Origin of the sequence: Rahnella variigena, from assembly GCF_003610915.1 — a bacterium.
In the GTDB taxonomy this organism is placed as follows: domain Bacteria; phylum Pseudomonadota; class Gammaproteobacteria; order Enterobacterales; family Enterobacteriaceae; genus Rahnella; species Rahnella variigena.
In genome coordinates this window covers 4,064,579-4,083,055 of record NZ_NSDJ01000001.1, presented here as the reverse complement: position 1 = coordinate 4,083,055, position 18,477 = coordinate 4,064,579, and the positions used below count along the sequence as shown (strand labels likewise).

Annotated in this window: 20 protein-coding genes and 1 pseudogene; 13 read left to right on the top strand and 8 right to left on the bottom strand. The window is 48.0% G+C overall.

Annotated features, from left to right (window positions below; genetic code table 11):
* The first annotated feature begins 325 nt into the window (after positions 1–325).
* Both CKQ54_RS18690 and CKQ54_RS18685 read left to right on the top strand, forming a co-directional pair.
* Complete coding sequence (locus CKQ54_RS18690; protein WP_120161694.1) at positions 326–1,087, top strand: winged helix-turn-helix domain-containing protein; 762 nt, start codon at positions 326–328, stop codon at positions 1,085–1,087.
* 225 nt (positions 1,088–1,312) lie between these two features.
* Positions 1,313–2,328 (top strand): annotated as a pseudogene (locus tag CKQ54_RS18685) (IS3 family transposase); the annotation flags it as partial.
* Positions 2,329–2,350: 22 nt separating this feature from the next.
* Here CKQ54_RS18685 and CKQ54_RS18680 read toward each other — a convergent pair.
* Genes CKQ54_RS18680 through CKQ54_RS18645 form a run of 8 tightly spaced genes read right to left on the bottom strand, consistent with a single transcriptional unit; the run spans position 2,351 to position 7,122 of the window.
* A complete protein-coding gene (locus CKQ54_RS18680; RefSeq protein WP_112287173.1) occupies positions 2,351–2,854 on the bottom strand; it encodes a lytic transglycosylase domain-containing protein in 504 nt (167 codons plus the stop codon).
* 44 nt (positions 2,855–2,898) lie between these two features.
* Positions 2,899–3,255 (bottom strand): hypothetical protein, encoded by a 357-nt coding sequence (locus CKQ54_RS18675; RefSeq protein ID WP_112287172.1) that lies wholly within the window; start codon positions 3,253–3,255, stop codon positions 2,899–2,901.
* Entirely contained in the window at positions 3,248–3,928 is a 681-nt protein-coding gene (locus CKQ54_RS18670; RefSeq protein WP_112287171.1) for a type III secretion protein, read from the bottom strand. The genes CKQ54_RS18675 and CKQ54_RS18670 overlap by 8 nt, the downstream gene beginning before the upstream one ends.
* A complete protein-coding gene (locus tag CKQ54_RS18665; protein ID WP_232829802.1) occupies positions 3,909–4,439 on the bottom strand; it encodes a type III secretion protein in 531 nt (176 codons plus the stop codon). The genes CKQ54_RS18670 and CKQ54_RS18665 overlap by 20 nt, the downstream gene beginning before the upstream one ends.
* Positions 4,440–4,459: 20 nt before the next feature.
* Positions 4,460–5,230, bottom strand: a complete 771-nt coding sequence (gene sctJ, locus CKQ54_RS18660; protein WP_112287169.1) for a type III secretion system inner membrane ring lipoprotein SctJ — start codon at positions 5,228–5,230, stop codon at positions 4,460–4,462.
* On the bottom strand, positions 5,230–5,553 hold the full coding sequence (gene sctI / locus CKQ54_RS18655) for a type III secretion system inner rod subunit SctI (protein ID WP_038482293.1): 324 nt from the start codon (positions 5,551–5,553) through the stop codon (positions 5,230–5,232). The genes sctJ and sctI overlap by 1 nt, the downstream gene beginning before the upstream one ends.
* Before the next feature lie 50 nt (positions 5,554–5,603).
* Positions 5,604–5,867 carry a type III secretion system needle filament subunit SctF gene (gene sctF / locus CKQ54_RS18650; RefSeq protein WP_112287168.1) on the bottom strand — a complete coding sequence of 88 codons (264 nt, stop codon included), beginning with the start codon at positions 5,865–5,867 and terminating at the stop codon, positions 5,604–5,606.
* Positions 5,860–7,122 (bottom strand): PrgH/EprH family type III secretion apparatus protein, encoded by a 1,263-nt coding sequence (locus tag CKQ54_RS18645; protein WP_208644593.1) that lies wholly within the window; start codon positions 7,120–7,122, stop codon positions 5,860–5,862. The genes sctF and CKQ54_RS18645 overlap by 8 nt, the downstream gene beginning before the upstream one ends.
* A 441-nt stretch (positions 7,123–7,563) precedes the next feature.
* On the opposite strand from CKQ54_RS18645, the gene CKQ54_RS18640 reads away from it, so the two are divergent.
* The 11 genes from CKQ54_RS18640 to sctS are packed head-to-tail and all read left to right on the top strand — an operon-like array spanning position 7,564 to position 18,467.
* Positions 7,564–8,433 carry a helix-turn-helix domain-containing protein gene (locus CKQ54_RS18640; RefSeq protein ID WP_120161696.1) on the top strand — a complete coding sequence of 290 codons (870 nt, stop codon included), beginning with the start codon at positions 7,564–7,566 and terminating at the stop codon, positions 8,431–8,433.
* Positions 8,426–10,207, top strand: coding sequence for a type III secretion system outer membrane ring subunit SctC (sctC, locus tag CKQ54_RS18635; RefSeq protein ID WP_112287165.1), 1,782 nt, complete (start codon positions 8,426–8,428; stop codon positions 10,205–10,207). Before CKQ54_RS18640 ends, sctC begins: the two co-directional genes overlap by 8 nt.
* Before the next feature lie 14 nt (positions 10,208–10,221).
* Positions 10,222–11,343 (top strand): type III secretion system gatekeeper subunit SctW, encoded by a 1,122-nt coding sequence (gene sctW / locus CKQ54_RS18630; RefSeq protein ID WP_120161697.1) that lies wholly within the window; start codon positions 10,222–10,224, stop codon positions 11,341–11,343.
* Positions 11,344–11,390: 47 nt separating this feature from the next.
* A complete protein-coding gene (locus CKQ54_RS18625; protein ID WP_120161698.1) occupies positions 11,391–13,442 on the top strand; it encodes an EscV/YscV/HrcV family type III secretion system export apparatus protein in 2,052 nt (683 codons plus the stop codon).
* Positions 13,443–13,454: 12 nt separating this feature from the next.
* Positions 13,455–13,862 carry an InvB/SpaK family type III secretion system chaperone gene (locus tag CKQ54_RS18620; protein WP_112287162.1) on the top strand — a complete coding sequence of 136 codons (408 nt, stop codon included), beginning with the start codon at positions 13,455–13,457 and terminating at the stop codon, positions 13,860–13,862.
* Between the two features lie 17 nt (positions 13,863–13,879).
* Positions 13,880–15,175, top strand: a complete 1,296-nt coding sequence (gene sctN, locus CKQ54_RS18615) for a type III secretion system ATPase SctN (protein ID WP_112287161.1) — start codon at positions 13,880–13,882, stop codon at positions 15,173–15,175.
* Positions 15,159–15,620, top strand: coding sequence for a type III secretion system protein (locus tag CKQ54_RS18610; RefSeq protein ID WP_120161699.1), 462 nt, complete (start codon positions 15,159–15,161; stop codon positions 15,618–15,620). Before sctN ends, CKQ54_RS18610 begins: the two co-directional genes overlap by 17 nt.
* Positions 15,601–16,635 (top strand): SpaN/EivJ family type III secretion system needle length determinant, encoded by a 1,035-nt coding sequence (locus CKQ54_RS18605; RefSeq protein WP_167459647.1) that lies wholly within the window; start codon positions 15,601–15,603, stop codon positions 16,633–16,635. Before CKQ54_RS18610 ends, CKQ54_RS18605 begins: the two co-directional genes overlap by 20 nt.
* A complete protein-coding gene (locus CKQ54_RS18600) occupies positions 16,632–17,555 on the top strand; it encodes a FliM/FliN family flagellar motor switch protein (protein ID WP_120161701.1) in 924 nt (307 codons plus the stop codon). The genes CKQ54_RS18605 and CKQ54_RS18600 overlap by 4 nt, the downstream gene beginning before the upstream one ends.
* The gene (locus tag CKQ54_RS18595; protein WP_112287157.1) at positions 17,545–18,216 is read left to right on the top strand and encodes an EscR/YscR/HrcR family type III secretion system export apparatus protein; all 672 of its coding nucleotides are present in this window, start codon (positions 17,545–17,547) and stop codon (positions 18,214–18,216) included. Before CKQ54_RS18600 ends, CKQ54_RS18595 begins: the two co-directional genes overlap by 11 nt.
* Positions 18,213–18,467, top strand: a complete 255-nt coding sequence (sctS, locus tag CKQ54_RS18590; RefSeq protein WP_112287156.1) for a type III secretion system export apparatus subunit SctS — start codon at positions 18,213–18,215, stop codon at positions 18,465–18,467. The genes CKQ54_RS18595 and sctS overlap by 4 nt, the downstream gene beginning before the upstream one ends.
* Positions 18,468–18,477 lie beyond the last annotated feature (10 nt).

The following is an 18,477-nucleotide window of genomic DNA, read 5'->3' as shown; positions in this document are numbered from 1 at the left end:
ATGTTCCTGAAAATAAACTGAGTGATTTGTTTTGGCTATGGACCAATACACATCGATCGTTGAAAACAATTTCAAATATTGTGATTTGAATGGTACTGTATTATTGCGTTCACAGTAAATTTGCATCGAGATCAATTCTGTTGTCTACATCGTGATAAAGAAGATATTATTCCCCGCTATTTGTATAACTAAGGTTATAAATAAGTTGGGTTTTTGTTATCTGAAAATTTGGCAGAAGATATTTAAGATCATGGATTGAGATATTCACTCATGCTTTTTTCTGAAGGTACCTTCACTCATAAAGCTAAACGCAAAGGGATTTAAAATGAAAAAATGCGTAGTAAATCCAGGAAAAATTTACTTTCTTAATTTCACATTTAATCCAAAATCCAGAACGCTGCAACAAGACGATACTGTTTTACAATTAAGGAAAAAGCAGTCAGATGTGCTTGCATTACTTTGCGAAAAATACCCTGAACCGGTTTCTCAGACTGAATTTCTTGCTGAAGTATGGGGGGGCGGTTATGTGACTTCGCAAAGTATTGCACAGGTGATCCGTTCTTTAAGAGTAAGCCTGGGGGATGATGCGAAGAGTATTATTGTCACTATCCCAAAGTTGGGGTATAAACTCACGGCCGGGCCCTGCTGGGAAGAGCCTGAAATAGAACCCAATAAACCTGGTTTTGAGTCTTCTTTTCCTAGAAATATCGAAGTAGATAACGTTTCCTTTTCAACCCAGTCGATGATTAACGTCATTCCAGTGAGTGCTAATTCGATGTCGATCATCCCTTATTCTGCTCCCAGAGGGGTGCCTGAAAGAAAGAAGTTTACACCGCAGACGTTATTTTTAAGTGCAGTAGCTGCTCTTTTTTTTAGTCTCATTTTTGTTGCCATGACGGCAAGAAGTAACCCGCTGGATTTTATTAAAAATCATAATAATATTGGCCAGATGCCATTAGACCTCGTCCCGCCGGAAGGCAATAATTTTTTGCATTGTTGCAACACGGTTGAAGGAGCAATCTGCCACCCTAAGGCGAATGTGTTAAGCGCTCAATGCGTCACGCTGCAAGATATAAAGTCAAAATAATTAATAACCTTAGATATAATTTTTGGAGAATTTTTTAGTAAACAACAATTAAACAGCGTAATGAAATTTTTTATTATTTTTTAGTCGATTACCTGTTGAAGCTTCTCGACTTTGCGGCCTCGTCATTCTGATTCCAAAACGCAAGCAAGATGCTTGCGTTATTGATCTTACCCACCAATAGTGGACACGTGAATAAGTGAGTAGACTCTCAATCAGAGGTGACTCATGACAAAACCAGCATCAACCACCAAAAAGTCCCGTAAGCAACGCACGTCTGAATATCGCAGCGAAGCCCTAAAGCTTGCAGAACGTATCGGTGTTGCCGCTGCTGCCCGAGAACTCATCCTGTATGAATTACAGCTTTATGCCTGGCGCAGCAAGCTGAAGAATGCACATTCTTCTTCCGAACGTGAGCAGGAAATGTCTGTTGAAATAGCCCGTCTGAAATGGCAGCTGGCGGAGCGGGCAGAAGAGCTGGCCATTCTCAAAAGGCCGCGACATACTTCGCGAACCGCCTGAAATGAAGTATGTCTTTATCGAAAAGTATCGGGCTGAGTTTAGCATCAAAATCATGTGTCGTGTGCTTCAAGTTGCACGCAGAGGCTGGTATGTCTGGCGTCTGCGCAGCCATCAGTCAGGCAAGCGACAGCAGTTCAGGGTCATCTGTGATGCTACTGTCCGTAAGGCATTCACTGAGGCGAAACAGCGTTATGGTGCGCCACGTCTAGCTGATGAACAACCGGAGTACAACATCAAACCATTTCCGCCAGCCTCCGTAGTCAGGGGCTGCGGGCGAAAGCTACCCGGAAGTTCAGCCCGATCAGCTATCATGAACATGGTCTGCCTGTATCAGATAATCTGCTGAATCAGGACTTCAGCGCCAGGGCCCGAACCAAAGGTGGGCAGGTGACATCACGTATCTACGTACGGAAGAGGACTGGTTGTACTTGGCGGTGGTCATCGACCTGCGGTCGCGTGCCGTAAACGGCTGGTCGACGTCACCGCGTATGACGGCACTGCTTACGTGTGATGCATTGCAAATGGCGCTCTGGCGGCGTAAACGCCCGGAAAATTTCATTGTTCACACGGATCGTGGTGGACAGTACTGTTCATCGGATTATCAGACCTTACAGAAACGCCATAATCTGCGCGGGAGCATGAGCGCAAAAGGCTGCTGTTATGACAATGCCTGCGTAGAAAGCTTATTTCACTCGCTGAAGGCCATGTCCACATTACATGGGTAGGATTATATTTCTTACTCCCTTATCGACAGACAAAACGCTCGCGGATGCCTTCTTGTCTGGCCACTTCTATTTTATCAATGACCGCCGTTTGATGTGCAATTAGGGAAATGATTTTTTTGACATACCTGTCATGATGCACCGGCGTCTTAGAATGATAGTTACCGATTCCATCCCACGTGTAGCCATAGCGCTCAATACTTTGCTTGAGCACCCAGGCACCTGAAAAAACATTAGCGCAGCTATTCTCTCGCAACAAAGCTTCATCAATGCCCAGGGACTTTAAGGCCTTAAAATGCACAGTGTTAATTTGCATAATGCCAACATCAACGGTGCTATTTGTATTGCGATTCATAGCCTGCTGACGGTTTCTGGACTCTTGCCAAATAATAGCCTTAATCAGCAGGGGGTTAATCTGGAAGCACTGCGCGGCTTCGACAATGCAATCTACCTTTTGTGCTGTAGCAAAAGGGGAGAACAAAAGAGATAAGGTTAAAGCAACGGGCGTAAATGATTTTATTTTCATGATTTGTATGCCCGGCACTAAGCCGGGATTAATAGCGGGGAAGGTTATAACGACGGATCGCTGTCGGTCTCGGTAAAGCTTTTATACATCATATTATTAAAAAACATATTCACGCCGAGCAGCTGGAAGGTGCGCTTGTCCAGCACGTTGTTCGCATAATCTTTGTACTCATCGGTATTGCGCAAATAGGCATCGGAGTAGAGCAACGCTTCGTTCAATTGATGCATCGATTTGTTCTTATCGGGGGAAAGTGCCCGCATTTGATCCATCACATCGCTCAGCTTATCGTCGGGCTTATTCTGCTGGAAATAGTGGAGTACTTTATTGTTAAATTTCTCATCCGACGATTCACCGTCTTTCACGTACGGCGAGGAAGAGGCAATACTGTTGATGCTACTCATTGTTTTCATCCTTATCTGAGTTGACGGTTTCTGAAGGCATCCGGTGGCTCATAGCGATGAGTTTCCCAGCCAGATTGCGAAGCATGTCGGGCGTCAGGTTGTTGATAGTTTCATTAAAACCGGCGGTCTTTTCATCCGCCTGCTGTAGCCACGTGCGGCAAAGCGTTTCACTAGGAAAGCGCACCGCATCCATGTCATTTTGCACGGTGATGTGATTATCATCGGTATACAGGTAGTTCGAGATGTCCGCGCCTTCCGGCAGCTTTACTGCTCGGGGAATAACGATGCGCAGCGCTTTCTGATGCCCACACTGTTCCTGAAGGTGATGGATAATGCGCTCAACGATCATCGGGTCGTGTAAGGACTGATTGAGGGCTGTGCCGATCTGCTGGCGAAAAACCTCCTGCCGCTTTTGCTGCTGGCGCTGATACTCGTCAAGCAGCGTCACCAGCTGCGAGAAAAATAGCTCAAAGCCGGTCTGGAACGCTTGCCTCTCAAGGTTTTCACGCAGCCTGACCGTCTGTAACTCATACTCGGCATGAATTTCACTGCAGCGATTTAGGGTTCGTTCCAGCGCCATGGCTATTCGCTGATGGCGGGTTCGCTCAGAAGATTTAATCACCGTCAGGCGATGCAGGTCTTCGGGTAACTCATCAATAGTAATGGTGCGCATAGGTGAAGGCCATTCGTAGCAAATTAATGTGGTTTAGCGTTTTGGGGGCCGCGAATTGCGCAAGCGCCATGCCGGAAGGAAAGTGCAGCATCAGACGCTGTCGCAGCGCGGCAGGTAACCCTGGGAACTGCCCCAGAAGGAACGTTGCGCCGCAGGAAGCGGTATCAAACGGGATATCGCCTTCATCAAGCGTTACCTCCAGAAGCAGCGGCAAAGAGATAAAGGCCAGCAGACGTGGGTCAGACATCAGCACAGCGCCCATTTCAGGCAGTCTGTTCCGCTGCAGATAGCCACCAACCAAATGTGCAGCAAGGGGGATCAGATGCCAGTGCGAAAGCAATAGCGAACACATGGCTTCGTCGGGCTGCCAGCGTGCGGGTAGGTCAGAGAGTTTGCCGTGCCTCAGCAGCCAGAAATTAAGTAGCCTGTCCTCTCGGATTTCACTCGCCCGGAATATCTCCGGCAGGTGGCTGCGATGTGTATAGCTTGCCGGGGCGTATAAAATGGACATTATGCGCGGATCTCCGACTCTCATGGTTTTGCGGCCTCGTCTTCAATCAGTTCGGCAGCGTTATCCTGGGTTGAAGGCGGGCGGCGGCTAAGCTTATAGAGCATGAAGCCCGCCGTGCCGGCTGCGCACAAAGCCATAGCAGAAAAGAGGATAATCCACAGGGCAGGGATGCTGGCGGGTACTCTGGTCGGCGCAACGTACTGGATAACCGGGGCGGGGAACAGAACCACCGAAATATTCTCGTAGCGCACGTCATCGAAACTATTTTTGATTAACGTTTTGATCTGCGAGATAAACAAATTATCGTCAATCTCGCCTTTATAGGAAATAAGCACGCCGACGTGGCCGGTGGCTTTTTTTCCGCTCGTATCGTTATTAAAGGGGGGATAGCTGACGTGAACGCGCGCATTAACGACCGGAGCTATCATGCGCAGCGATTGCTCAAGCCGCTGCTCCTGTAATGAGAGTACGCGAGCCTGCTCGGCGTTGGGTGAAGAAACCAGAGAGCTTTCCGGAAAAGCCTGCCCTATCTGAACGTCAGCGGCCCACGGCAGCTGGTACTGATTAATGATAGACAGCGCGGCGGTACCTTCAGACTCCCCGACCGAGACGGTATAGCCAGCCTTAAGATTGCCGTCCTTTTTCGCTGAAATATTATGCTGCTGCAGAATAGCCAGAACCTGGTTGGCCTGCTCCTGGGTAAGGTTGAAGAGTAGGTTCTCGTCATTACAGGCGCTAAGCATAAAAGTTAACAGCACGGCAGCGAGGACACGTGAATATTTTTTTATCATTATTGCGATTTTTCCAGGGTTTCTATGGTGCTCACCGCCTTGCGTGCAAGAGTACTCACCAGGGAAACGTAGTTACTGTATTCACCGATATAGTTTTGTAGCATCTGTAGCTTCTCCGGATTGCTGGTGTAATGCGGAGATTGGCTAAGGGTATTAATCACATTTTTAAACTGCGCGTCGGTTTCGCTGACTTTAGTAAACGTGCTGGATACTAAATTATTAAAATTTCGATCGTGAACGCTTACGGATAGGTTATCTTCAGGGTTGATGGTATTTGGCGAGAGCCGGGTTAATGCCGACAGGGCTTCATTAAATTGACTCATAATTACTCCACAGTAGAAAAGGGTACGAGAGCAACACGTACCCGGGTTAATTAACGGAAGTTTTGAATAATAGCCGCGCCAATATCCTTATAGGCTTTTACGGTACTTGTCTGGGCGTTACGAAACAGCGTGTATTGCTGTAGCTTCGACTGATAATTGGCCAATACGGCTGGGTCAGACGGGTCGTTTTTCAATGCAGCTTCAGCTGTCTTTAATTCCTCCATCATAGATTTAGCACCAGCTTCGAAGCCGGCAGATACTTCATCCAGATAATAGCCATTGTTATCCACAGTAGGTGCGTTTGTGTCAGCCATTTAAGTCTCCTTGTTTTAGGGGAAAGTACCAATGACGAGGGTTCAAAAACAGATAGCCATTAGAAGAGTCAACATATGACTTATCTTGTAACCAGTTTTCGTCGAGATTAATTGAAAAATTAATCACGCGGTTTCCCCATTGGTGATTGAACTGTTTAATGAAATTCTGCAAAGAACGTAGAGCGCTGTCGCTCAGGGCATCACGAACCACCAAAGCATAACCGCTAGTAGAATTGATTTGGCGGTAGTAAATGTGCAAACGATCCAGGCCCTGGCGAGCTTCCTGTAATAACTGAGCTTTAGTTTTTACCAGGACTTTGATGTCGAGAGCAAAAGGGATTTTTTGTAAAACAATAGCCTTGAAGTTTTTTTCTTCCTGTAGGGTTAATCCTCTGTAAAGTGCAATTGCCGGGTGCTGAGGTTTGGAATAGTCAATTTGTAAAACGGGGTAACCCGCATTAGCCAGCTGCGTAATGACTTCCTTTCTTTGCTGCGTTAACCAAACAGGAATCACGCTGTCCTTGCCCTGCAATTTGAAGAGTGCTTCCCGCGTCCATTCCATTGCCTGAAAGTTCTGGATAAGAACGTAGATAAGATTATTATCACGGCCACGAACAATATCCACAGGCATCGGTGCGCCCGCCAGCGCTTCATTTAATGTTAAAACCTGCCGATCGCTTTCCAGTTTTTTATACCAGATTACGCCTGCGGTAATCACAAGAAGTAAGAGAATAATTGAACCGAAAACGAGAGCATGATTTTTTTTTGCATTAAACTCTTCCAGCTTCTCCTGTTCGCTGAATTCAGCATCGAGGGCCGGGGGAAGGTTGAAGTTTTTAATATCTTCAGGCCAGTCATCTTCACTAGGTTTGATGGCAAAGCGGATGTGCTCATGCACGAAAACTTCATTTTCCTTCAGCAGCGCCGGGTAGCTTCTATCCACCCCCTGTACTTCAAGACGATATCCTTCTTCCGATTCTTCATCTCGGAAAAGAGCCGACAAACGCAAGATAATGTTGGGTGACGGCATATCACAGGGTAGATAAAGCGTATTCTGCGTGTAGGCTGCGGCATGCTCTCCGGGCAACATCGTTCCCGTGGCGTTATCCTGGGGTGCAAGTCCCGGGTTGATGATGAGAAAGTAATCGTCTGCTGGAAGGTGGAGTTCACAGCCAAACATGGGTCCAAACAGCACCTTCAGGGTGAATTTTTTCAGTGCCTCTGGTACAGGCATATCATCGTTTAATTCGTTCATGTCGCTGTTCATAGAAAGGGCCATTAATAATGTAAATAAGCAATCTAACGAGCAGCGCCCGTGCGATTTTATTTTAATCTGCACTACAACTTCCTAATGCTAAGCCGTGCCATTTAATAGAAACGTTTTCAAAAGGAATGAAGTGCCTAGCGAATGGAAAAATATTTTTACATTCACGATGAATTTATTTGACGGCATACGGATATTGCATCTTTAAGACGGCACACTGTAGCGCTACCGATTATTAAACTCAACATTGTCTGTTGATTTTTTGTTGAAGCTTTTTTTATGATTTTTATTCTTTTTTTATCTCTTTCAACTTGCATTGACGAACGAGGATTTTCTGATAAATTCACTGGCACTTCGAGGCGCTGTATTAGATAGTTCTTAATCAAGTGCTTAAATATTATTTCTAAATAAAAGCTGAGGTAAGAGAAAACTATGCTAGATAGCAATGCTCAATGCCATCAGAAAAACATAATGCGGCAACGCGTAAATGATAGCGCAAATGCGGAAATGCCGCTTTACGTGAGTGACGAATGTATCGATTTAAATAACGGCGTGTTGTTTGCGCGACCGCTAAATAGTGAATCCGTTATGAGCGTATCTGCCTCAGGTGAACTGAGGGAGAACTATGACGATCGTCTGAATAATATTCTTCAACCCATTGTGCTATCGACCCTGAATAACATGGAGATCGCATTTCGGGGTGACTGGATGGTTGAAATACTGTCGATGTCACAGGCCAGCACGCTGTTTTCATTCCTGGATTATCAGGCTAAATCTCGCAGCGTTAACGCCGAGCCGCGCATAGGGGAGACAAATACTTCGTTACTGATGCACACCGAGCGGAATCTGGCAATTTTAGTGGACGATGAATGCAAATCGCTGATGGGGATGTTGATTTTTACATTATTAAAGCCTCAGGATCGCCGCCTGGAAAATCTCTTTTCGTTTGTCAGGAATGTCGAAAGCTATTGGATTGCCCATTTTCTGTTATCTCAGGTAATGAATGAAGATAAAGAGAGTGACAGTCATAAGATTGGTAATGCCAGTAAGATCTACGGCGTATCTGAATCCTATTTCAGGAAGCTTTGCCACCATGCTTTTACCCGGGGGCCAAAAAAACAGTTACGCCTTTGGCGAGCGGCGCACAGTGCCCTGCAGTTGATTGAAAAAGATAACTCAATTGCGGCTATCGCAGGAAATAACGGCTATGCGTCGTCGTCTCATTTTTCTAGTGAAATAAAATCACTGTTTGGCATTACACCGAGGGAGTTTAAAAAATTGGAAGGCTTGCTTCATGAATAAGATGGTTGCGAAACTGCCGGTCCGCTATCTGCCGTATTTATTGCTGGGAGTATTGAGCTGTAATTCGGCGGTCGGCGCATTATTGGATACCCAGGATTACTCGGGGGGCCCAGTCGATGTCCGTAACGGTTCGCGGGATGACGAAAATACCTACGTCGCCAGTAATAACAGCGTTCAACAGCTATTTTTTGTGATCGGTGGCGCGCTGAATAAACCCTTTGTTGTCAGTACGGAGGCGGCCAAAAAACGGGTCTCAGGAAATTTCGATCTTAGCAAGCCGAAGGAGCTGTTAAATACCTTGGCTTCACGTACCGGGCTTATCTGGTATGACGATGGCAGCTCTGTGTACGTTTACGATGCCAGCGAAATCAAAAGCAGCATTGTGCGCTTGTCCTATGCGCCGTTTGACCGGCTGGTTGCCTTCATCAAGTCCTCAGGGCTGTACGACGCTCGTTTCCCGCTGCGTTCAGACGGGCGCTCTGGCTCTTTTTATGTCTCAGGGCCGCCGGTCTATGTCGAACTTATCGCGGCGGCTGCAAAGTATATTGATGCAACCTATGCCCGTCCCGGAACGGGTGAAAACACGATCCGCGTGATCAAGCTTAAAAATACTTTTGTGAACGATCGCACCTTTACCCAGCGCGACAGCCCTGTCATCGTGCCGGGCGTTGCGACGGTGCTGAACCAGCTGCTGAATAACTCAGGCGATAGCCGTGGAGGACGTTCAGCGCCAGCCGGGGCGAACATCACCGTAGATAATGATACGCGAGGCGCGCTTGAGGCCGCTTCGGCCACACAAAAGGGAAATTTTCCGCCGTTGCCTTCATTTAATTCGGGGTCATCGGCGAAACGGGAGTATGAGTCAGATTCCCTCGGCCAATCGTCCATCAATATTGTCGGCTATTCGGATACCAACAGCTTGCTCATTCAGGGTTCCGAAAGGCAGGTAAGTTTTGTTGAGGATTTAGTCAGCGCAATTGATGTACCTAAACAGCAGATACAGCTGTCGCTGTGGATCATTGATATTTCGAAGGATGATATTAACGAGCTGGGAATTCGCTGGCAGGGTGCGGCAAAAATAGGCAATACCGGCGTTGCTTTTAATACCAGTTCACTGACTCCGGAAAACAGCATTCATTTTCTGGCGGACGTATCCGCACTTGCGCAAAAAGGCAATGCACAGGTGGTTTCACGTCCGGAGATCCTGACTCAGGAAAATGTTCCGGCGCTATTTGATAATAACAGCAGCTTTTACGCCAAGCTGGTAGGTGAGCGTAACTCCTCACTCGAAAAGATTACCTACGGCACCATGATTAGCGTATTGCCGCGTCTGGCGCAGCGCCAGCAGGAGATTGAGATGATCCTGAATATTCAGGATGGCGGGCTGCCTCTCAACTCTGAGGGTAAAACCGAAAATGTCGACAGCCTGCCAATGGTGAATAACACCCAGATAAGTACGGAAGCGCGCGTGCCCGTGGGCTATAGCCTGTTGGTCGGTGGCTACAGCCGCGATCAGGATGAACATCACAGCGTGGGCATCCCGCTCCTGCGCGACATTCCTGTGTTGGGTAAGCTGTTTGATTACAGCTATACCAGTCACAAGAAAATGGTTCGCTTATTCCTTATACAGCCAGGTTTACTGGCAAGCGGCGAAACCTGGCAGGGTCGGGGACCGGAGGAAAATAACCCCGTGCTGGGCCGAACTTGGGTGGGGAACGAGGTAACGTTGAAATCGACGGTCTCCATGTTACGTGAAACGATGAAAAACAATTAAGGACCAGGTGAGTTATGGACATTCGTTCTGTTGCTGGCGTTGATTTTAATCGCATTGAACCGCAAATCCTGGAAAACCGTAGCGCAGCAGGCCAGCCCGTATTTGATGCGGGCGAAGAAGCGCTGCCTATTAATTTGCAGGAAGAGATGAGTAATGCCGCAGAGGAAATGGCCGATCTCCTCAGCGCATTTGGTCGCTTTAGCAAAGCCGGGCGTAAAAACGACAGCGCAGATAACGATTTTGTCTCCTCTATGCTTGAGGATCTGGCAGATGAAAAGCTGGACACATTAATTAAGCATGTGACCAAGCTTCGTGACCTCAATAACCTATTGAACTTCGCCCGCCAGCTTTTCCCAGATGACAGCGATTTAATGCTCGCGCTGCGTGAAATGCTGTTGAGCCGCCAGCTGTCTGAACTTCAGAAGAAGAAAATCAAAGAAGCGATCGCCGATTTAGAAAAATTTGGCGACACCAAAAAAATGCAGTCAGGAATGAATGTAGGTCGCCTGGCAAAACGGTTCAGCGACGGTAGCGGTGACAGGCCCCTGTCGGCAAAGGACCTGCGCAATAGCTATCTTAATTTTCTTGAACTAGAGATGCCCGCAGGCTTTATCTACAAAGACTGGATTGATGTTTACGGTTATCAGAACAGAACGCGTTTATTGGCTTTCACACTGTCGGCTCTGATTGCTGATATGAAGGCCAATGAACCCGGAATTCATTCTTCTGAATTTGGCCCACTCAGCGCAAAATTGTCAGATGCACGCTTGCTCCACACGCTGGACCAGCTGCTAAATGAAAGTTTTGCTAAATTCCCGTTTTGGGGACAGATGAGAAACAATCAGCTGATGCTGGGCGAGGCCGATATTGTAGGGCTTTATATAGCGGGTTTAGTGGATACTGACGAATTTAAATTGGCGTTAAAAGAGTTCAGTAAAAACTTTATGTCATTGCTGCTGCTCAAGCAGCGGTCGATGGTCATTCAAGAACTGCGCAATGTTTATAATATGACGCCTGAGTTCCTCTTCGTCGATACGCTTTATCGGGAAGTTATTGTCAATCATCTGGCTGCTTTGCTGCATAAAATGCTCGAAAAAGAGAAAAATACCGGCATCTGGAATGAATATTACAAATAGTCGCAGGCAAACTAGTTTGTCTGCCATGGATTGATGTGCAACTACTCATGCTTAGAAGATTTATTCTCGAAATTCGTAACAGGCCAGAGCTTATTATCTTAACGATAATGATTATGGTCGTGGTGATGTTGATTATCCCGTTGCCGACATACCTGGTTGATTTCCTTATTGGACTTAACCTGACGATGGCACTGCTAATTTTTTTGGGTTCTTTTTATATTACAAGGATTTTGGATTTTTCGACTTTTCCATCAATTCTGCTAATTAGTACGATATTCCGTTTGGCAATCTCTATCAGTACCAGTCGACTGGTGCTGGCGGATGCCGACGCCGGGGAAATTATTGCCAGCTTCGGGGAGTTCGTCATTGCGGATAACCTGGTGGTGGGCTTTGTTATCTTCTTCATCGTTACTATCGTGCAGTTTATCGTCATCACCAAAGGGTCGGAGCGCATCGCGGAAGTGGCTGCACGATTCTCTTTAGATGCCATGCCGGGCAAACAGATGAGCATTGATGCTGACCTCAAGGCAGGGGTTATCGATGAAAAAGAAGTCAAGCGTCGCCGCAGCGATCTTGAAGCTGAAAGCCAGTTATACGGCGCGCTTGATGGTGCGATGAAGTTTATTAAGGGCGACGCCATTGCGGGGATCATTATTATCTTCGTGAACTTACTGGGCGGGATAGCGGTGGGCACATTACAGCACGGCATGGATTTATCTCATGCGATGTCTGTATTTACTCTATTGACCATCGGCGATGCTCTGGTTGCACAAATTCCGGCGCTGTTAATCTCCATAAGCGGTGGGCTGATCGTCACCCGCGTCAATAACAGTGAGAACACGAACCTCGGCGCAAAAATCTTGCAGGATATGTTTCATAATAAATTCATCCTACTTGTTACGGCCGTATTGGCTATTGCTCTGGGGCTATTGCCGGGCTTTCCGTTGCCGGTCTTCGTTCTGCTGGCAGCTTTACTATTAGGCATTTTCATCAAGGATAAGCTTGATGCTAAAAAAGGTAAAAAGCCGACAGTTAATTCTGTAGAAGAAGATGAAGAACCGGTACTGAAAAGCAAACCGGTGATGATCGACGGGGAGTACATCCCAGAAACGATTCCGCTCATCATTACCGCCTGGAAAGGCTACGAGAACTATTTCCAGGAGCATAATTTGTGCTCGTTGCTCAAACGTAACTTCTTTATTGAGTACGGCGTTCGTCTGCCGGAAGTTGTGATGAACTACGACCAGCAAATGGTGCGCGGCAAGCTAACGGTTTCAATCAATGAAATTCAGGTTGCCACGTATGACATTTTACCGGGCATGAGCAAAGTGCTGATGCGTGGCGACGAGCTGCAAGTTATTGACTCTACCGTGCAGGCGGTAGAAACGGCTCAGGGTTTCGCTTATTGGATCCCTGAAGAACGGAGTGAAACCGCCTTACAGCTTGGTTTTTATTCAAGAACGGCGATCGATGAATTCTATGCCTGCGTCTCAACTTTGCTGGTGCACAATATTTCCGAGTTCTTCGGCATTCAGGAGGCCAAAACGCTGCTTGACGATTTGGAGAAAAAATATCCTGAGCTACTCAAAGAGTGTTATCGAAATAATACCGTGCAGCGTATTACCGAAGTTTTCCAGCGGCTATTACAGGAGCGTATTTCTATTCGCAATATGCGTCTGATTCTTGAGGCCTTAGTTCAATGGGCACCCAAGGAAAAGGACCCCATTATGCTGGTGGAGCACGTTCGCAGCGTTTTATCACGTTATATCTCTAACCGCTTTGCGGCCAACGGGCAAATTCGCACCCTGGTTATGTCGCACGATATGGAAAGCCTGGTTCGTGGTGGAATTCGCCAAACTTCTGGCGGGACATTTATCAATCTGCCGCCACCGGAAACTGAAAGTATTATCAGAAGCCTCGAGCAGTGCATTAGCAGCAATGGCGCTAACGCTCGCGATATTATTTTGATGGTGTCACTGGATATTCGTCGCTTTGTGAAAAAAATCATTGAAGGAAGCTACCCGGAAATGGAAGTGCTTTCTTATGGCGATGTTGCATCCGGCGTGGATGTTGATGTCATTGGTTCGTTAGAAAATTAATTGAGGTAATAAATGAAATACGACGTTGTTGCACTGCTTTCCACCATGCTTAAAGATGCCGGGATGGCTGATATTCTGGATAGCGATTTGAGCAACCACTCAACCATCTCTCTGAATATGAAAGATGATATTCCAACTATTCACGTCAGAAGTGAAGATGATGAAGTATGGGTGTGGGCGAAAATTGTTGAGCAGGCTCCAGCCTCTTTAAGCTATTGCAGCGCGAGCCTTTTGCCCCTGATGCTTAATCACAACGAAGAGTATTTTTACACCGGACAGCCGTGTTTATACCCCGTTGACGGCAATATTGAACTGCGTGCTCAGGTGAAAGAAAAATACCTGCAGGCGCCGGATGATTTTTTATCGATGCTGGATAACTACCTGAGTATTTTGCAGGAATACCGCGCCGTACTGGTTTAATTACTGAGGTTCACACAATGGTAGCCAAATGCCTGGTTCATCTAGCACACCCGTTACGTATTCAGGGAAATGTGATTGAAGCGCATTTGCCGGGGACGCGCATTGGTGAGATATGCGAGATTCAGAAATCATTACTTGAACCCGAAGTGCTGGGGACGGCCCAGGTGATTGGATTCAATAAGGAGCATACGTTACTGAGCTTGCTTAACGATAATCAGGGCTTTTCACGCAGCAATGTCCTGCTGCCGACCGGCAAGCCTTTTCGTATCGATGTTCATAAAAATATTGCCGGGGCAATCATTGACGCAACCGGTACTGTTCGCGGGCGCCTGGACAACGCCGTGCAGCAGAGTTTGACCGGTGCGCATAGCCTGGAGGCCTGCGGGGCGCCTAAAGATTTTACCCAGCGTAAGCCTATCGCTGAATCTCTGGCGACCGGCGTCAGGGCAATTGATGGCCTGCTGACCTGTGGCCAGGGGCAGCGTATGGGGATTTTTGCGGCGGCGGGCTGCGGCAAAACCTCTTTGATGAGCATGATCGTTGAACATTCCGAAGCGGATATCTACGTCATCGGGCTTATTGGCGAGCGTGGACGTGAAGTCACCGAGTTTGTTGAAGAGCTAAAGCGTTCGTCGCGCTGTTCACAGATCGTGCTGGTTTACGCAACGTCAGACCGTTCCTGTGTTGAGCGCTGCAACGCGGCGCAGATTGCCACGACGATAGCCGAGTTCTTTAGCGAGCAGGGTAAAAACGTACTTCTGTTTATAGACTCAATAACCCGCTATGCGCGAGCGCTGCGTGATGTGGCGCTAAGTATGGGAGAGCTGCCCGCCCGAAGAGGCTACCCGGCATCCGTATTTGAGGCCTTGCCGAAATTACTGGAGCGGCCAGGACGGTTTTTAACCGGTTCCATCACCGCCTTTTATACGGTGCTGATTGAAAATGAGGAAGAGTCGGATGTCATTGGCGATGAAGTCCGCTCGATTCTTGACGGGCATATTTATCTCAGCAAAAAGCTGGCCGCGAAAGGACACTATCCGGCGATTGATATTATGCAGAGCATTAGCCGCGTATTTTTACAGGTAACAGACCCGGAACACCGTCAGTTAGCAAAACGCTTTCGTGAATATCTGGTACGTCAAAAAGAGATGCAGCTCTATCTGGATCTCGGCGAATATCGACGCGGCGAGAATCCGGAAAACGATGCCGCTTTTGATCACAAAAACCAGATGGAAGCTTTTCTCCAACAAAGCATGGACGAAAAAACCGACATGCAGGCCTGTCTGGAAAGTTTATATGGAAGCGTGGCGTAAAGGGCGCGAGTTTGTCTCCCTGCTGGAGCGCAAACAACAGATTCTGCAGGGCGATATCGTAAAAACGGAAAACCGATTAGCAAAAATAAGGCAGACAATTGCTGAGCATCAGCAGGAGTGCGCGGATATCAACCAGCAGATAAAAATGTTAACCCCTTCCGGCTTACACAGCCGTGCGGATATTTATAAGGGAATAAGACAGCAGGGGGCTTTATTAACTCACCAGCAGTTGGTTCTTCATAAAATAAATCAGCTGGAAAATGAAAAATATAATCTGGAGCACAATCTTGAGCAGCATCGCGCCGCAATGAGCCTGCTGGATAAAAAGCACTACAAACTTTCTTATTATTTGCAGCCGCTGCGCCGCGATTATATACGCCGCTGCGACAATGATGCAGAAAACGAAATTCAGGAGATTGCGGGTTATGGTCGAAAAAGTTTCTGAAGTCAGTATGAGCGTTGCGATGAAGGGCGATTCAACGCCGGATGACAACGCGCTGCTAAAACATATTGCGAAAAAGAAAAAGCAGGATGAGGGCGGCGAGAATATTTCGCTGGCCGCCATGCTACCGCCGGGTGCGCTGGTTAGATTAACGACCTCCTTAGCGCAGGGGGGAGGCCTGCAGAAAACCGAAAAGCAGGCTGCAAAAGAAGTCGCTGCCGCCTCTTTGGGCCTTGCCGCCGAAGCACGCCAGACGAAGAAGGGCGATGGCCTGCGTCGGCAGGTGGCGTTGGTCGTTGCTGGCCAGATGGCTACGCAGAACGCAGGCAAAAACTCCGTCGTCGTCCCAAAAGGCGAGGTCACCAGCCCGTTAAGCACCAGGGCTGTGGCGAGCGCATCCAGAACCGAGGGGCAATCCACCACGTCTGTCGCCGTAAAGGTTGCAACAAATACGCTCGTAGACGCGGCTACAAAACTTCATCAATCCACCACGGCTCAGCACCCTCAGGCTGCCGCCGTAGTAAACCCTGGCATCGTCACTACATCGGCCCCGGAGGCTGAGGCGGGCCGCCAGGAAAAGCCGTTTCGAATAAAGGAAGATTCTGGCGAAGCAAGACCGCTTTGGCAGGGGGCGAAGCAGCCGGAGAACGTGGTGCCAAAGCAGGGCGAAACAGCGGCACAAAGCAGAAATAGCCCCGCAACGCTCCAGCAGCTGAAGACTCAGGCCGGTTTGGGAAGCGGGGTGAAAGGCGAAAACAAAGGCCAGACGCTCGAAGTGAACTATCAGTTTCAACGCTGGTCCGGCGACCATTCGGTCAGAATTTCTGTGCCAACCGAAGCACGCCGGGAAGGGAATGTCACTTTGCTTCCTTCCGATGCTCGTGCAGCGGATGTGCTGCTTCGCAATATGGGCCATTTGACAGGTCTCAGCCCCGATCTTCTGCGCCCACAGCAGGAGCGAGATGAACAGCAACAGCAGCGGCGGCAGCAGCAACAGCAGGATGAGGATCAGGAATGAGTTTGAGAGATCATTTACGCAAGCTTGACGGCCGCCAACTGACGCTTGAGCTGCTGCGTAACCATCACCCTGGTAGTGAGATCGCTGAGTTTAGCGGGCAGGAGCGCTATTTGCAGGTGCAGCTTGAGGATAAGCAGGGTAGCCGGTCGCAGGCCTGGCTTAGCGTCGACGCCTGGCTCGGATACATGGATGTCCACCTGCCCGATATCCCCTGGTCGGAGGTTCCCCTCAACTATCTGGCGCGCTGGTTAAACCATCTCGAACTGAGCTTTTTGGTCGAGGAGCAGGTGTGGGATGCGATACAGATTGCGCTACCCGCAGGCGCCCTGCCGGAAAAGGCGCTTGCGATCCCCGCAGAGCCTTGCCAGCTGCTGTGCCTTGACTGGCCACAGAGCGGGGAGCGCGCATTGCATGTACCGGCCATCTCCGCCAATCAGGTGCCTTTCCAGCTGAACTACGTGCTGGGATACAGCCAGCTCTCCCTTGCCCAGTTAACAGACGTGGCTGCCGGGGATTTGCTGCTGATAAAACAGAACTTGCCCCATCTGGCGGTAGGCGATCGCCGACTTTTTAAACTGAGTTATTACCCTAATCAGGAGGTTATTGTGGAAGAGCAGTTAGAAGAGCATTACCAGGAATACTATGAAGATGAGGTTTTGCACGACTGGACCAGTCTGCCCGTCAATATTAAATTTGTGCTGGATGGCCGGACGGTGACACTGGCGGAATTAGATGCAATAACGCCGGGCACGTCATTGGCGCTGACCCCAGAAGCAGAACAAAATATTAAAATCTACCTCAACAAAAAACTATTTGCCCGCGGTGAGTTGGTGGCTCTGGAGAACGGATCTCTGGCGGTTGAGGTTAATCACGTGAACCCCACCCTGCCAGGTAACATGGTACAGCCTGATGTTGAGTAATGATATTTCTTTAATTGCGATATTGTCGTTTTTCACCTTATTGCCTTTTATTATTGCCGGGGGAACCTGCTTTATTAAGTTCTCCATTGTGCTGGTGATGGTGCGCAATGCCCTCGGGATCCAACAGGTACCTTCGACCTTAACCTTAAATGGCGTAGCGCTTATTTTAAGCGCTTTTGTCATGATGCCCGTGTGTCAGAAAATTTCCGGCTATATTGAAGAAAACCATATCGACTTCAATGACAGCAGCTCCGTAACTCAACTTATGGATCAGGGGTTGGGAAGTTACCGGGCTTATCTGGTGAATTATTCCGATCATGACTTAATCCGCTTTTTTAATAAAGTACAGCAGCAAAGAACCGGTGAGCCGGAGCCTGAGGTGGAAGACCATGAATTAACGGGCCTGCCGCTCATGACCCTGATGCCAGCCTATGCGCTAAGCGAAATACAGAGCGCATTTAAAATTGCGTTTTATCTTTACGTCCCGTTTGTAGTCATCGATATGGTGGTTTCTAGCATCCTACTGGCGTTGGGGATGATGATGATGAGCCCGGTGACCATTTCGATTCCTATTAAGCTCATTCTGTTCGTGTCAATGAACGGTTGGAGTTTGTTAACCAAAGGACTGATCGCCCAGTACGCCGATCTGATGACATCATGAGTAATGTATTATTTATTGGTAACTCCGCGCTGCTCGTTGTGCTGAAGCTAACGGCGGTACCTATCGCCTTTGCTACCATCGTTGGCATTATCGTTGGCCTGTTTCAGACCATCATGCAAATTCAGGAACAAACGCTGCCTTTTGGGCTGAAAATGCTGGCGGTATTTGCCAGCATTTTTATGCTGATGGAGTGGTTTTCAGCCGAAATGACGAATTTCGCCACTCAGGCTTTTTATATGGCTTTTCGTTAAAACGGAAAAT